The sequence below is a fragment of the Flexivirga lutea genome (assembly GCF_054778955.1).
In genome coordinates this window covers 482,921-497,411 of sequence record NZ_BAAGZB010000002.1, presented here as the reverse complement: position 1 = coordinate 497,411, position 14,491 = coordinate 482,921, and the positions used below count along the sequence as shown (strand labels likewise).

The following is a 14,491-nucleotide window of genomic DNA, read 5'->3' as shown; positions in this document are numbered from 1 at the left end:
GGTGGCCACGTAAGGTGCGCGGTCATGCGAAGAAGAACAATAGATTGAGAGTTACCCCCAATGGCACAGGGAACCGTCAAGTGGTTCAACGCTGAAAAGGGCTTTGGTTTCATCGCTCAGGATGGCGGCGGTCCGGACGTTTTCGTCCACTTCACCGCGATCCAGTCTCAGGGTTACCGCAGCCTCGAAGAGGCACAGCGCGTCGAGTTCGAGATCACCCAGGGTGACAAGGGCCCGCAGGCGGCCAACGTCGTTCCGGTCTGATCGACCTCTCGAAGTAGCACCCCAGATTTAGCAACACCCATGGTCGGGCACTGGTCCGGCCAGCAGGACGCCCCGGCAGCGCAGCAGCGTTGCCGGGGCGTTCTGTGTGCGCGTCGGGCGGGGCCGGGACCCGGTCGTATGTCGCCCCTGGGGAGACTTTGGTACGTGGTCGGGCTGGGACCCGGTCGTATGTCGCCCCTGGGGAGACTTTGGTACGCCGCCGGGGCCGGGGGTGGTCGGGTGTCGACCCTGGGGAGACTTTGGTACGTCGTCGGGGTCCGAGGGTGGTCGGTTGTCGACCCTGGGGAGACTTTGGTACGTCGTCGGGGTCCGGGGGTGGTCGGTTGTCGACCCTGGGGAGACTTTGGTACGCCGCCGGGGCCGGGACCCGGTCGTATGTCGACCCCGGGGAGACTTTGGTACGTGGTCGGGCTGGGACCCGGTCGTATGTCGACCCTGGGGAGACTTTGGTACGTGGTCGGGGCCGGGACCCGGTCGTATGTCGACCCTGGGGAGACTTTGGTACGCCGCCCGGGCTGGGACCCGGTCGTATGTCGACCCTGGGGAGACTTTGGTACGTGGTCGGGGCCGGGACCCGGTCGTATGTCGACCCTGGGGAGACTTTGATACGTGGTCGGGCTGGGACCCGGTCGTATGTCGACCCTGGGGAGACTTTGGTACGCCGCCGGGGCCGCGACCCGGTCGTATGTCGCCCCTGGGGAGACTTTGGTACGCCGCCGGGGCCGGGACCCGGTCGTATGTCGACCCTGGGGAGACTTTGGTACGCCGCCGGCGCCGCTCAGCTGTTGGCCAGGGTGGTGAGGAATTTCGCGGCAACCGGCGCGGCGGTGTCGCCGCCGCTCTTGCCCTTCGGGATGTCCTCGACCAGCACACAGAATGCCGTGTTGCCCTGCCAGCCGGTCAACCAGCCGTTGACCCCGGTCTTGCCGCCCTCGGCCCACTCCGATGTGCCGGTCTTGGCGTAGACGGGTCCGCCCGGCACGGACTTGACGGCCTTCGCCGTGCCTTGAGTGACGGTCAACCGCATGAGCTTCTGCAGCTCCTGCACGGCGCTCTGGTCCAGCGAGGTGGCCTTGTGCGAGCCGCCCGGAGCCGGTGTGGTGACCAGTGACGGCGGGATCGTCGAACCGCGCGCGACCGACCCGGACATGACCGCGATGGCGAGCGGCGAACCTTGCACCCGGCCCTGACCGAAGACCGAAACCGCTTTGTCCGTGGGCCCGTTCGCGGTCGGGACATTGCCGTCGAAGACGCCGTTGACGCCGACGCCCTTGGCCCACCCGGAGCCGAAGCCGAGCGCGTGCGCCGCCTGCTGGAGCTCGGTGTCGCTGAAGTCGGACGCCGCCTTGACGAAGGCGGTGTTGCACGACTTGGCGAAGTCCTCGCTGAACTTCGGGCTACCGGCGGTCTCGCCCTCGAAGTTGCCGATGCGATAACCGTTGACGGTCACCGACTTGGGACAGGGCACCACCGTGTCGGGATTGAAGCCGTGTGTCAGCAGCGCGTAGGTGGTGGCGATCTTCATCTGCGAGCCCGGTGCGTAGCGGCCGGTCAGCGCGCGGTCGATCCCGTATGTCGGCGAGTTGGCCACGGCACTGACTCCGCCGGTCTTGACGTTGATCGCCACGATCGCTGCGGGTTTGCCCTTCTGCGACTCCAGCGCCTTCTCGGCGGCATTCTGGACACGCGGGTCCAGCGTGACTGTGAGGTTCTTGCCATTCACGGCCTTGCTGCCGAAGAGCACCTCGGAGGTGTCCGAGCGCGGTGTGATGGTGAAGCCAGGAGTGGCGCTGAGCCTGTCGTCATACTGCGCCTGCAGTCCGGACAGTCCGGCGATGTCGCCCGCGTGGTAGCGGTTGGGATGCTTCTTGATCATCTCCGCGGTGACCGGTCCGACACTGCCGAGCAGCGGCTGGCCGAAGGTGCGCGTCTCGGCGAGTGGCTGCTTGCGGCTCTGGACCACCACGCCGGCCAAGCCCTCGACGCCGTTCTGGTAGATGATGTAGTCATCCTGCCGGTAGGTGATCACCGGGATCAGCGCCTGTGAGTGCGCCTTCTGCGCCGTGTGCAGCTTGTCGACCAGACCGGTGATGTTGAGGACGTTCTGCAACTGGCCGATCGACGCGTCGGTGCCCTTGGTCGGGTCGATCGAGATGTCGTAGACGGTTCGGTTGATCATGATCGCGCTGCCGTCGGTGCTGCGGATCTCGCCGCGGAGTCCGTGGTCCTGGTGCACCACGAACGCGTCGGACGCCTGCAGCTTCGGGTGCCACAACGACGTGGAGTTGTCGACCTTGACACCCCAGGTCTGTCCGCGCTTGGCCAGCTCGATCGGGTCGTTCCAGCTGAAGGTGCGCTTGTCGCTGAGCGTCCACGCCACGTGCAGGGTCGCGGTGGCCGTGTCGCCGTCGCGGTTGAACTTCGTCACGTCGACCTTGATCGGGCCGTCGCCCAGCGCAGCGGTCGCCGTTGCGAAATTGGCGGCCGCGCCCTGGCTGGTGGTGCCGATGTATGACGCCGCGCCGAGCTCCCGCGTGGACCAGTCGTGCGCGAACTGTGTCGCAGCGGCCCTGGCCGCAGCGTCCTGCTTGTGCACACTGTCGGCCTGCTGCCAATACATGTAGCCACCAACCCCGCCGGCGATGACCAGGGCTCCGGCAGTGACTCCCAGCACAGTGCGCGAACTCATGACTGCATCCAACCCCATCGGTCCGTCACGACCCGGCGGTGGGCACGACTCACAGCTGACCGGCAGCGCACGATCAGCAGGAGTCGGCCGTGTCGCTGATGGCGTTCTGGGTCGTGCTGCTGGAGCTGCTGGACGGCGTCGTCGAGGACGAGCTGGTGCTGCTACTGCCGCTCTTCTTCGGGGTCGACGCCTTCTTGCTGTGCTTGGCGGTGATCGCCTTCTGCACCAGCGCGTGGATCTTGGCGTAGTCGGGGTTGCTGTTGCTGACCGGGTTGGAGATGTCGACCGAGCGCATGTTGCCACTCTTCATCCGCTCGGCGAGCGTAGCGAAGGCCGGCAGGTCGTCCTGGCTGATGTCCAGACGGATGTTCTTGGCGGCGACCTGCATGATCGAGGGGAACTTCTGCACCATCTGGAACGGGTTGACCTGGGAGATGAGGCTGTTGATCATGCAGCGCTGACGGCGCATCCGCTGGTCGTCACCGCTCGCGACGCGGCTGCGGGAGTACCACAGTGCTTCGCGTCCGTTGAGCTTCTGGTAGCCCGGCTTGATGTAGCCGGTGATCGAGCCGGGCTGGACCTGGCCGTTGATGATCCGGCCACCGATCGGTATGCCGAGCTGCGGGTTGGTCTGCCCCGGGTCCGGTTTGACGTTGACCCAGACACCGCCCATGGCGTCGACCAGCTGCTCGAAGCCCTGCAGGTCGACGGTGGCGGTGTAGTCGATCTCCAAGCCGGTGATGCCGGTGACGGCGTCCTTGGTGGCGGTCAGGCCGGGCTGCGGGTCGTCCTTGGGGAAGAGGTCCCGGTGATCGTCGCCCGCCTGCCAGATGCTCTCCATCAGACCGGCGGCCGGGTCGGTCTGACCCGGCAGCTTGACGAAACCGTTCGGGTAGATCTTGTGCAGCGGGTCGCTGGCCGGGATCGGCGCGTGGCCCATGTTGCGCGGCACGCTCACCAGGACGGTGTCACCGGTCTTGGTGTCCACGCTCGCCACGATCAGGGAGTCCGGGCGTTGCTTGATGCGGTCGGCGCCGGCGTCGGATCCGAACAGCAGGATGTTGACCCGCGGCACGTCGGCCCACGGGTCGCTGCCTCCGCCGGGGGTCGCCGCATCGGTGTTGGTGGTGTAGCGCTCGTGGAAAATGTTGTTGAAGGCGTTGCGGGTGATCCAGACGTCGTGTGCGGCATACGCGGCCGGTGCCGCGACGACCAGGCACATGACCGTGGCGAAGACGCGGTGCATCCACCGGGTCTGCTCCGGCCAGCGCCGTCCGGTCGTGGTCATGGCGGTCAGCACGATGCCGGCGATCCAGAGCAGGCCGCCGCCGATCGTGCAGACGAGCAGCAGCACCAGGCCCTTCTTGGTGAGCAGCTGTGCGGTGCCGTGGATGAGGCCGCCGCTGGAGACGATGATGCCCAGGCAGATCGCGCCGATGACGGTGATGCCGACCATCGCCAGGCCGACCATCTTGCGGCGCGTCCACAGCAGGCCGAGACCGGGCAGCAGCACCGACAGTGCGGTCAGGCCGAGCGCGCGCCGGACGTCCCGGGCCCGTGCGGAGCGCATGTCGGCTCGCGAGCCGACGGGCGGGCGGGCCCCAGCCTGACGCCGGACGAGTTCCTGCCGGGTGGCGATGATGGTCTCGTCCGGGTCATGATCCGGTATGTGACGTCGTCCCCCGACGTCCCCGACGTTCCCCGTCATTCGCCTGCCTTCATTATGGTCCGTTACCGTTCTGTGATCATGTGATGAACGAGTCTGACCGACAGATCGTGCCGATCACAAATCGGCGCCCCATCACAGTAGACGCCGAACCTTTGTCTCCGGTTGTCCGACGCGGCGACCCGTTTTGAACTCGGGCCCGTCTCTTGGGTAGCCTTGCCACGCTTCACCGCACGGTGCAGCACTGGAGGCGTCGCCTAGTCTGGTCTATGGCGCCCGCCTGCTAAGCGGGTTTGGGGATAAAACCCCATCGAGGGTTCAAATCCCTCCGCCTCCGCACACTGGAACCCCCGGGAGCTTGCGACCGGGGGTTTTCCGTGTGCCGGACCGGTGCGTGCACTCACCCTCGCACCGTCGTCGGCCGGGGCGCGAACCATCGACGCAGCATCACGAAGCGGATGACCGTGGCGACCACGTTGCCGGCCAGTTGCACCGCCGACTGCGCGGTGTGCGAGGCGTGCGGTTGGGTCTGCAGCAGCAGGAAGAGCGCGAGCGCGGTGGCGGCCCACATGACCAACCACAGCACCAGGCCCTGCATCTGTGCTCTGCCCGCGCCGTCGCGGGAACGCACGCCGAAGGTGAAGCGGCGGTTGGCGGCGGTGTTGCCGACCGTGGTGACGACGAGCGCCAACGCGTTGGCGAGCTGCGCGTTCATGGTGAGGTTGAGCAGGTAGAAGAGCACCACGTTGGCGACGGTGCTGACGATCCCGATCACGGCGAAACTGCTCAGCTGGTGTTTCAGCCGGGTATGGCGCGGCGCCGTCGTCATACCGGCACCCGCGGGTCGTGCGGTGCGGTGGGGGCCGGTGCCTTGGCCGGCGGGGTCGGCTGCCGGCGCGGCAGCCAGATGGAGAAGACCGTCTCGCCGGGACGTGAGGTGACGTCGACGGTGCCGTGGTGCGCGGCGACCACCGCGGACACGATCGACAGGCCGAGCCCGGTCGAACCCTCGGTCCGGGTGCGGGCAGCGTCCCCCCGGGTGAAGCGCTCGAAGATGTGCGGCACGAGTGCGGCAGGTATGCCGGGGCCGTTGTCACGGACCTGCAGGAGCGCGCCGTCGCCCTGTGGCCGGACTGCGGCGACCACCTCGGTGCCGTCGGGGGTGTGCTTGCGCGCGTTGCCCAGCAGGTTGATCAGGATCTGCCGGATGCGCGCCTCGTCGGCCTCGATCTCGATGCCTTCCTCGGGCAGGTCGAGCGACCAGCGGTGGTCGAGCCCGGCGGCGCGGGCGTCGCTGATCGTCTCGATTGCGATCAGCGGCAGCTCGACCGGTTCGAAGTTCAGCGGGCGGCCGGCGTCGAGCCGGGCCAGCAGCAGCAGGTCCTCCACCAGCGTGGTCATCCGGTCCGCCTCGGACTCGATGCGGCCCAGAGCGTGCGTGACCCCTTGCGGCACCGGCTCGGTCTCCCGGCGGGAGAGTTCGGCATACCCCCGGATCGATGCCAGCGGGGTGCGCAGTTCGTGCGAGGCGTCCGCGACGAACTGCCGCACCTGGGTCTCACTCGCCTGGCGGGCGCTCAGCGCGTGGTAGACGTGATCGAGCATGTCGTTGAGCGAGGCGCCGACCTGGCCGACCTCGGTGCGTTCGTCGGTGTCGCGTGGTTCGACGCGTTCGGGCATGACGACCTCGCCGGACGACAGCGGAAGTTTGGACACTCGGGTCGCGGTGGCTGCGACCCGCCGCAGCGGCTCCAGGTTGCGTCGGATGATGTATGTCGCCGCCAGCGCGACCAGGATCACGCCCGACCCGCTGAGCAGCGCGATCGCGATCGCGGTCTTGGCGACGGTCGACCGGTTGGGGCCGATCGGCAGGCCGATGACCGTGGTGACACCGGCATTGCGCAAGGACGGTCCGATCCCCACCCCGGCCTCGGAATGCACTGCGATCACTCGGTATTCGCCAAGATAGCCGCCGAGTTCGACCGTCTTGGGCGAGGAGCCGATGCCCGCTGCCTGCAGGACGGCGATCTGCTTGTCGCTCAGGCTGCGCGGTGACTTGAAGCCGTAGACGTAGTTGTCCGTCTCGACGCCCGTGCTGCCGTCGCGGTATCGCACCGCCAACGGGGCGAGCCGGCCGGTGGAGCTGAGCAGGGTGACCCGGATCGACTCCCCGGCGACCGGTGGCGGCCCGCCGATGGTGTCGCTGTACTGGCCGTTGAAACGCGCGGCCGACTGTCTCAACTGATTGTCCAACTGACCGTTCAGCGTGCGGCTCAGCTGCCACACGCTCAGGGCGCCGACGGCCAGCGTCACGGCGACGAAGAGCAGCAGCATCCAGGCGACGAGCTTGGTGCGCAGAGTCCAACGGCTCGGGTGCCAGGACGCGGTGGTCGTCATCGTGGGTCGGTCGACGGTGAAGGGTCGCTCAACCGGCGGGTTTGAGCACGTATCCGGCGCCGCGCATGGTGTGGATCATCGGGGTGCGGCCGGCGTCGATCTTCTTGCGTAGGTAGGAGATGTAGAGCTCGACCACATTGGCCTGGCCGCCGAAGTCGTAGTGCCACACGCGGTCCAGGATCTGCGCCTTGGACAACACCCGCTTGGGGTTGCGCATGAGATAGCGCAGCAACTCGAACTCCGTTGCGGTCAGGGAGATCTCATCGTCGCCGCGGAAGACCTCGTGGCTGTCCTCGTCGAGGCGCAGGTCGCCGACGACGAGCATGGAGGAGGTGTCCTCGGTCATCGCCACCGATCGGCGCAGCAGGGCGCGCACCCGCGCCACCACTTCCTCGAGCGAGAAGGGCTTGGTCACGTAGTCGTCACCACCGGCCGTCAGGCCGGCCACCCGGTCCTCGACCGCATCGCGCGCAGTGAGGAACAGCACCGGCAGGGTCGGGTCCTCGTCGCGCAGCCGGCGCAACACCTCCATGCCGTCGAAGTCGGGCAGCATCATGTCCAGTACGACCGCATCCGGGCGGAACTCCTTCGCCGTACGCACCGCGCTGGTCCCGGTACCGGCACTCTTGATCTCCCAGCCCTCGTAACGCAGCGCCATCGACAGCAGTTCGGTCAGATTGCTCTCGTCGTCGACCACGAGGACGCGCACGGGCGATCCGTCGGGACGCTTCAGGCCGGATTTGTCGCTCATGACGCCGCCTTCCTTGCTCCGGTGTCGTCATCCGCCGACGATGTTGGTCGCTCGCTGCGCTCGCTCATGCTGCTCACCCTCTCGCCGCACACTGTGCGCGCACGTGGTCGAGTCTATGTCTCACCTGTGCGCGAACTGTATGACTGAGCGGTCGCGGCGTGATGATGGAGTCCGAGGCGGTGATAACGGTGGAAGCGAATCGCACGGTCGATCGACGGACCCTGCTGGCCGGAGTGGGCGCAGCGGGCGTCATGGCCGCGGTCGGCGGTTGCGACGCGCACCGGCCGGCCAGCACCGGCTCGCCGCCCGGACCCGGCGGCGGTGACCGCAACGCGGTCAGCGACGTCGTCACCGGTCTGCACGCACCGTGGTCCGTGGTGTGGGTCGACGGTGCCCCGCTGATCAGCCAGCGTGACGACGCGCGCATCCAGCAGCTCGTGAACGGCCGGTTGCGCCAGGTGCTCGAAGTGCCGGATGTCCAACACGGTGGTGAGGGCGGACTGCTCGGTATGGCGGTGCGCGACGGGTGGCTCGCGGTCTACTACACCGGCGAGGACGACCATAACCACGTCGTCCGTTACCGCTGCGTGACGCAGGGCGGCATGGCGCGGCTCACCGGCCGGCAGCAGATCCTGGGCGGCATACCCGCGGGCGCGGTGCACAACGGGGGACGGGTGGAGTTCGGCCCTGACGGCACGCTCTACGTGTCCACCGGTGACAGCACACAGCGCGAACTCGCGCAGGACAGAAGGAGTCTGGCGGGCAAGATCCTGCGGATCGAGCCGGACGGCCGAGTGCCGGGCGACAACCCTTTCGCCGGCAGCCCGGTGTGGTCGATGGGGCATCGGAATGTCCAGGGCATGGCGTGGGCGGCAGACCGCACGATGTTCGCGGTCGAGTTCGGCGAGAACACCTGGGACGAACTCAACGTCATCGTCCCCGGCGGCAACTACGGGTGGCCGGTGCACGAGGGGCGGGCGGCGGACCCGGCATACCGCAACCCCGTGCAGCAGTGGCCGACCTCCGAGGCCAGTCCGAGCGGTATGGCGATCCTGGACGACACCATCTACCTCGCGGCGCTGGGCGGGCAGCGACTGATCACCGTGCCGGTGCACCGTCCGACCACCTCCAAGGAGTACTTCGTGCGCACCTACGGCCGGCTGCGGGACGTGGTGGTGGCACCGGACAGGTCGCTGTGGGTGCTGACCAACAACACCGACACCCGTGGCGACCCCCGGCCGGGCGACGACCGGATCTTCCGGGTGGAGCCGGCCGCGCTCCGCGGTTCGGCCGACTCCGCCGAAGGCCGATCCGGTGTCTCAGCCACGTCCCAGGCGACATGAGGCACGATGAACAGCGTGCAACAGACTGATCGAAGGGCAGATATGACCGACGGCGACGATCGCGAGGTCGCGGTGACCGTGATCGTCCCGACCTATCGTTCCGGGCCGGGGCTGCAGCGCGTCTTCGACTCGGTCGACGAGGTGACGTTGCCAGGCGGGCTGGAGGTGATCTTCGTCGACGACGGATCCGGTGACGACACGGTGCAGCGGTTGCACGACTTCGCCCGCGACCGGCCGCATGTCCGAGTGATCGAGTTGGAGAACTCCGGTTGGCCGAGCCGACCACGGAATGTGGCCCTCGAGCAGGCGCGCGGCGAATACGTGCTCTTCATGGACCACGACGACTCGCTCTTCCCTAACGCTTTGCGCAGGGCCTACGAATTCGCTTGTGAGCAGGACGCCGATGTTGTCTCGCCCAAGGAGTCGAAGACCAACGACGCCTGGTGGAGCCTGCAGGACGCCGACTTCGGTAATACGCCCGACATACGGCTCGCAGGGGGCGTGCGGCGCATGATCCCGATGGTTCCCCACAAGCTCTACCGGCGGAGAATGTTGCTGGAGCACAACATTCGCTTTCCCGAGGGTCGGCGCTTCCTCTGGGAGGATTGGTATGTCAACGTGTCGTCCTACCGCTACGGAAAGGTCGCGGCACTGGTCGACACGGCGATGTACGTCTGGCACGCGAGCGACACCCAGACCACCCACACCTTCGACCCCTACCGCCAGGACTACTGGGATCGTCTGGAGGACCTCTTCGAGCACATTCGTGAGACGCTGCCCGGTCCCCAGTTCGACGACGATCGCAACACCCTGATCCGGCACAACCTCGGCCTGCGAGTCATCCAGCAGTCGGCCCGGCAGCTAGCGGCTCGTGCACGTAAAGACCCGGCGGCCAGCTCCCGGCTGACGGGAGAGGAGTCGATGATCCTCAAGCGAGCGGCGCAGGCGTTGAAGCGGTACGGCGAACCCGGCGTGCTGGCCAATTTCACCCCGGTGCAGAGCGCGCAGGCACGACTGTTGCGGCTGCGCCGCCCCGGGTTGATCCGGTCGTTCGAGCTTGCGATCGAATGTCTCAGCGCGACGGTCATGGCGACGGAGGTCGGATGGCGCAACGGCGCCCTGCACCTGGAGCTCGAAACTCGCTGGACGACAAGCGATCCCGATAAGGCCTCGTTCGTCCCGGAAAGTGGCGGTGGTGGACACCTCGACCTGGGCTGGTCGCTGAACACGCTCGTGCCCCGCGGCCTGTTGTCCACTGGCCAGGCCCCCGAGCCGACGGAGATCGCGCTGCGGGACCGGAGCGGCAAGGTCAGCTGGCCCGTTGCGAGCGAACTGCTCGGTCCGACGACGATGACGGAGACCGGATTCAGCTATCGCACCCGGGCCGTGGTCGATCCGGCTACGGCCGCGGCCGGAGCGCCGGTCCCCGATGCCGTCCTCGACCTGCGAGTCCGCTCGCTCTGGCTTGGATTGCGCAGCTACGGCGGCATCGAGACCCGATGCCCACCGGCGGCAATGCTGACCGGCCGCCGGCAGGGCACCGCCTACCGCAACACCAAGGGTATGCTCAGCCTGGACCTGTCCGGCACGCTGCGTGTGCCGGCCATCGACGCCGCACCGCAGGAAGGGCCGATCGGCCCGGTGTCCGATTTCCGTGCCCGATTGACCAAGGTCGCGTTGCACGAGCCGCAGCCGCTGTCGGTGGAGCTGGCCGCCATACCGCTCGAGACGGATGTGTCCGACCTGCCGGCCGACGAGCGCCAGGAGCGGTTGCGCGGCCTCGCCGCCCACGGGCGGTTGTCCACCCGGATCGTCGTCGAGGACGGCAGCGCGTGGCTCACCGGCTCCGGTGACCTGGCGGCCGGTTACTACCTGCTATGGGCCGATCGCGGCAACAAGTGGGAACGCACCCGGTACGCGATGTCGGTCGCCGAGGACGGCACAGCTCACCTCGACGTGCGCTGATCCGCGGGCGCTACTTCGTCGCGGTGACCTGTCGCAGCCCTTGCCGCATCTCGGGCGCTCGCAGCCGTGCCGCGTCGCTCTCGGCGTCGGTCTGCAATTCCTGCGAGACGCGTTCGGCGGCGACCCGCTCCCGATAGGTGTCGACCTCGTGGCGCTTCTGCTCCTCGGTCCAGCCGAGCAGCGGAGCCATGATGTCCGCGGTCTCCTCGGCCGCTTCGGCACCACGGTGCTTGGTCTCGATCGACATCCGGGTGCGGCGGGCCAGCACGTCGTCCAGGTGCAGGGCGCCCTCGTGCGTCACCGCGTACTTCAGCTCCACCCGCAGATAGGTCTCGGCCGAGGCCACCGGTTCCAGCAACGACGGGTCCTCCGCGGCCACCGCGAGCACCTCGTCCAGCTTCGACCCGTAACGGCCGAGCAGGTGCTCGATCCGCCACGGCGGCAGGCCGGTCTGCTCGGAGAGCTCGCGGGTGAGATTGCGCATGGCGGCATACCCATCGGCACCGACCAGCGGCACCCGATCGGTGACCGACTCCTTGATCTCGCCGATGTCCTTTCCGGCGATGTCGATGGCGTCCTTGGCCATCACCCGGTAGGTGGTGTACTTGCCGCCGGCGATCGAGACCAGTCCGGGTCGCGGGCGAGCGACCGCGTGCTCCCGGGACAACTGGCTGGTGTCCTCGCTCTCCCCGGCCAGCAACGGACGCAGACCCGCGTAGACGCCGAGGATGTCGTCCTTGGTGATCGGCGTCGCGAGCACCGAATTCGCATGGTCCAGAAGGTATTCGATATCGGATGCCGTGGCGGCCGGGTGCGCCAGGTCGAGCTCCCAGTCGGTGTCGGTGGTGCCGATGAGCCACTGCTGTCCCCACGGTATGACGAACAGCACCGACTTCTCGGTGCGCAGGATCAGGCCGACCTCGCCGGCGATGCGGTCGCGGGGGACCAGGATGTGCACACCCTTGGATGCACGCACCCGGAAGCGGCCGCGACCGCCGCTCATCCGCTGGATGTCGTCGGTCCAGACGCCGGTCGCGTTGACCACGACCTTGGCACGCACCGTGGCGCGTTCGTCGGTCTCCACGTCGCGGACGACGGCGCCCACGACGCGATCGGCCTCACGGACGAGTTCGACCACCTCGGTCGAACTGCGCACGACCGCTCCGTAGTGGGCGGCGGTGCGGGCCACCGTCATGGTGTGCCGGGCGTCGTCGGCCTGCGCGTCGTAGTAGCGCACCGCGCCGACGAGCGAGTCCGACTTCAGGCTGGGGAAGAGCTTCAGCGCGCCACCGCGGGTCAGGTGCTTCTGCCGGGGCACCGACCGCGCCCCGCCCATCTGGTCGTACATCGCCAAACCCGTTGCGACGTACGGGCGTTCCCACCCACGGTGGGACAGCGGGTAGAGAAAGGAGACCGGGTGCACCAGATGCGGTGCGATCGTGGTGAGCATGAGTTCTCGTTCGCGCAGGGCCTCCGCGACCAGGCTGAAGTTCATCTGCTCGAGGTAGCGCAGCCCACCGTGGAAGAGCTTGCTGCTGCGGGACGACGTGCCGCTGGCGAAGTCGCGTGACTCGACGAGCGCGGTGCGCAGTCCGCGGGTCGCCGCGTCGAGAGCGGCACCGGATCCGGTCACCCCGCCGCCGATGACGAGGACGTCGAATTCGCGCTCCTGCAGGTCTTTCCACGCCTGTTCGCGCTCCGCCGGACCGAGTCTGGCGCTATTGGGCTGCATCACCATGAAAGTTCCTCCTGGCTGCCGGTCGTATGGCGACGACCGGTGTGATCCACCTTAGGTATGGGGGTGATCCGCGTAGCGCGCGGATGGCTCGTGGCCGGCACGAACCATCCGCGCGAGGTGCGGTCCGGCTACGAGTCAGTCGACATCTACCCAGTCGAGCGTGCGTTCAACGGCCTTCTGCCAGCCGGCATACCCGGCCGCGCGCTGCTCGTCGTCCCACTCCGGCGACCAGCGCTGGTCCTCGTTCCAGTTGGCGCGCAGTTCGTCGGTGTTGTTCCAGAAGCCGGTCGCGAGACCCGCCGCGTAGGCCGCGCCCAGCGCGGTCGTCTCGGCGACCACCGGGCGGGACACCGGCACGCCGAGGATGTCGGCCTGCAGCTGCATGCACAGGCTGTTGGCCGTCACCCCGCCGTCGACCTTGAGCACGTCGAGCTTGACGCCGGAGTCCTTCTCCATCGCGTCGGCGACGTCTTTGCTCTGGTAGCAGATGGATTCCAGCGTTGCCCGCGCCAGGTGGGCGTTGGTGTTGTATCGCGACATACCGACGATCGCGCCGCGTGCGTCCGAGCGCCAGTAGGGGGCGAAGAGGCCGGAGAACGCGGGCACGAAGTACATGCCGCCGGTGTCCTTCACCTGCCGGGCCAACTGCTCGGTCTCGGCCGCGCCGGAGATGATGCCGAGCTGGTCGCGCAGCCACTGCACCGCGCTGCCGGTGACCGCGATCGATCCCTCCAGCGCGTAGACCGGCTTGTTGTCGCCGAATTTGTAGCACGGCGTCGTCAGCAGTCCGCTCTTGCTGCGCACCAGTTCCTCGCCGGTGTTCATCAGCAGGAAGTTGCCGGTGCCGTAGGTGTTCTTGGCCTCACCGGGGGAGAAGCAGACCTGGCCGACGGTGGCGGCCTGCTGGTCGCCGAGGTCACCACACAGCGGTACCTCGCCGCCGACCGGTCCGCTGCGCAGCGTCGTGCCGTAGTAGTTGGGGTCGGAGCTGGGTCGGATCTCCGGCAGCATCGAGCGCGGTATGTCGAAGAACGACAACAGTTCGTCATCCCAGTCGAGGGTTTCCAGGTTCATCAGCATGGTGCGACTGGCGTTGGTGACGTCGGTGACGTGGACGCCGCCGTCGGTGCCGCCGGTGAGGTTCCACAGCACCCAGCTGTCGGTGTTGCCGAAGATCGCGTCCCCGTGTTCGGCGGCTTCCCGCAGGCCGTCGACGTTGTCCAGCATCCATTTGATCTTGCCGCCGGAGAAGTAGGTGGCCGGTGGGATGCCGGCCTTCTGCCGGATGACATCGCCCTTGCCCTCGCGTGCGAGCGCCGAAGCGATCCGGTCGGTGCGAGTGTCCTGCCACACGATCGCGTTGTAGTAGGGCCGTCCGGTGTTCTTGTTCCAGACGACCGTCGTCTCACGCTGGTTGGTGATGCCGATCGAATCCAGGTCGGACGCCTGCAGATTGGCGTTGGCCAGGGCACTGCCGATCACGGTGCGGGTGCGGTCGATGATCTCCAGCGGGCTGTGCTCGACCCAGCCGGCCTGCGGCATGATCTGCTCGTGCTCGAGTTGCCGCTTGGCGATCTCGTTGCCGCTGTGGTCGAAGATCATGAAGCGGGTGCTGGTCGTGCCCTGGTCGAGGGCTCCTACGAAGTCGGGCATGGTC

The 14,491-nt window shown here is 67.7% G+C and carries 10 protein-coding genes and 1 tRNA gene; 4 read left to right on the top strand and 7 right to left on the bottom strand.

What is annotated here, in order from left to right; all coding sequences use genetic code 11:
* The first annotated feature begins 60 nt into the window (after nt 1–60).
* Nucleotides 61–264, top strand: a complete 204-nt coding sequence (locus tag ACYVBN_RS08775; protein WP_440283360.1) for a cold-shock protein — start codon at nt 61–63, stop codon at nt 262–264.
* Between the two features lie 799 nt (nt 265–1,063).
* On the opposite strand, the gene ACYVBN_RS08770 is transcribed toward ACYVBN_RS08775, so the two are convergent.
* Together ACYVBN_RS08770 and ACYVBN_RS08765 are read right to left on the bottom strand one after the other, a co-directional pair.
* Nucleotides 1,064–2,974 carry a penicillin-binding transpeptidase domain-containing protein gene (locus ACYVBN_RS08770; RefSeq protein WP_460600168.1) on the bottom strand — a complete coding sequence of 637 codons (1,911 nt, stop codon included), beginning with the start codon at nt 2,972–2,974 and terminating at the stop codon, nt 1,064–1,066.
* Nucleotides 2,975–3,047: 73 nt separating this feature from the next.
* Nucleotides 3,048–4,682, bottom strand: coding sequence for an LCP family protein (locus ACYVBN_RS08765; protein ID WP_460600167.1), 1,635 nt, complete (start codon nt 4,680–4,682; stop codon nt 3,048–3,050).
* A gap of 204 nt (nt 4,683–4,886) precedes the next feature.
* On the opposite strand from ACYVBN_RS08765, the gene ACYVBN_RS08760 reads away from it, so the two are divergent.
* A tRNA-Ser gene (locus tag ACYVBN_RS08760) sits at nt 4,887–4,977 on the top strand.
* 63 nt (nt 4,978–5,040) lie between these two features.
* On the opposite strand, the gene ACYVBN_RS08755 is transcribed toward ACYVBN_RS08760, so the two are convergent.
* From ACYVBN_RS08755 to ACYVBN_RS08745, 3 genes are read right to left on the bottom strand one after another with little or no spacing between them, the layout of a single operon-like run.
* Nucleotides 5,041–5,469: a GtrA family protein gene (locus ACYVBN_RS08755; RefSeq protein ID WP_460600166.1), complete on the bottom strand. Its 429-nt coding sequence runs from the start codon at nt 5,467–5,469 to the stop codon at nt 5,041–5,043.
* On the bottom strand, nt 5,466–7,037 hold the full coding sequence (locus tag ACYVBN_RS08750; RefSeq protein WP_460600165.1) for a sensor histidine kinase: 1,572 nt from the start codon (nt 7,035–7,037) through the stop codon (nt 5,466–5,468). The genes ACYVBN_RS08755 and ACYVBN_RS08750 overlap by 4 nt, the downstream gene beginning before the upstream one ends.
* Nucleotides 7,038–7,065: 28 nt before the next feature.
* Nucleotides 7,066–7,788 (bottom strand): response regulator transcription factor, encoded by a 723-nt coding sequence (locus ACYVBN_RS08745; protein WP_440281660.1) that lies wholly within the window; start codon nt 7,786–7,788, stop codon nt 7,066–7,068.
* Between the two features lie 188 nt (nt 7,789–7,976).
* Here ACYVBN_RS08745 and ACYVBN_RS08740 point away from each other — a divergent pair, with 188 nt between their 5' ends.
* On the top strand, nt 7,977–9,131 hold the full coding sequence (locus ACYVBN_RS08740) for a PQQ-dependent sugar dehydrogenase (RefSeq protein WP_460600164.1): 1,155 nt from the start codon (nt 7,977–7,979) through the stop codon (nt 9,129–9,131).
* Nucleotides 9,132–9,173: 42 nt separating this feature from the next.
* On the top strand, nt 9,174–11,096 hold the full coding sequence (locus tag ACYVBN_RS08735) for a glycosyltransferase family 2 protein (protein ID WP_460600163.1): 1,923 nt from the start codon (nt 9,174–9,176) through the stop codon (nt 11,094–11,096).
* A gap of 10 nt (nt 11,097–11,106) precedes the next feature.
* Here ACYVBN_RS08735 and ACYVBN_RS08730 read toward each other — a convergent pair whose 3' ends face one another.
* Together ACYVBN_RS08730 and glpK are read right to left on the bottom strand one after the other, a co-directional pair.
* Entirely contained in the window at nt 11,107–12,834 is a 1,728-nt protein-coding gene (locus ACYVBN_RS08730) for a glycerol-3-phosphate dehydrogenase/oxidase (protein WP_440281657.1), read from the bottom strand.
* 135 nt (nt 12,835–12,969) lie between these two features.
* Nucleotides 12,970–14,487 carry a glycerol kinase GlpK gene (glpK, locus tag ACYVBN_RS08725; protein WP_440281656.1) on the bottom strand — a complete coding sequence of 506 codons (1,518 nt, stop codon included), beginning with the start codon at nt 14,485–14,487 and terminating at the stop codon, nt 12,970–12,972.
* Nucleotides 14,488–14,491: the final 4 nt, after the last annotated feature.

Excerpts from the sequence above, each read along its gene's own strand:
- ACYVBN_RS08775 (WP_440283360.1), top strand. The coding sequence starts at position 61 with ATGGCACAGGGAACCGTCAAGTGGTTCAACGCTGAAAAGGGCTTTGGT.
- ACYVBN_RS08770 (WP_460600168.1), bottom strand. The coding sequence starts at position 2,974 with ATGAGTTCGCGCACTGTGCTGGGAGTCACTGCCGGAGCCCTGGTCATC.
- ACYVBN_RS08765 (WP_460600167.1), bottom strand. The coding sequence starts at position 4,682 with ATGACGGGGAACGTCGGGGACGTCGGGGGACGACGTCACATACCGGAT.
- ACYVBN_RS08755 (WP_460600166.1), bottom strand. The coding sequence starts at position 5,469 with ATGACGACGGCGCCGCGCCATACCCGGCTGAAACACCAGCTGAGCAGT.
- ACYVBN_RS08750 (WP_460600165.1), bottom strand. The coding sequence starts at position 7,037 with ATGACGACCACCGCGTCCTGGCACCCGAGCCGTTGGACTCTGCGCACC.
- ACYVBN_RS08745 (WP_440281660.1), bottom strand. The coding sequence starts at position 7,788 with ATGAGCGACAAATCCGGCCTGAAGCGTCCCGACGGATCGCCCGTGCGC.
- ACYVBN_RS08735 (WP_460600163.1), top strand. The coding sequence starts at position 9,174 with ATGACCGACGGCGACGATCGCGAGGTCGCGGTGACCGTGATCGTCCCG.
- ACYVBN_RS08730 (WP_440281657.1), bottom strand. The coding sequence starts at position 12,834 with ATGGTGATGCAGCCCAATAGCGCCAGACTCGGTCCGGCGGAGCGCGAA.
- glpK (WP_440281656.1), bottom strand. The coding sequence starts at position 14,487 with ATGCCCGACTTCGTAGGAGCCCTCGACCAGGGCACGACCAGCACCCGC.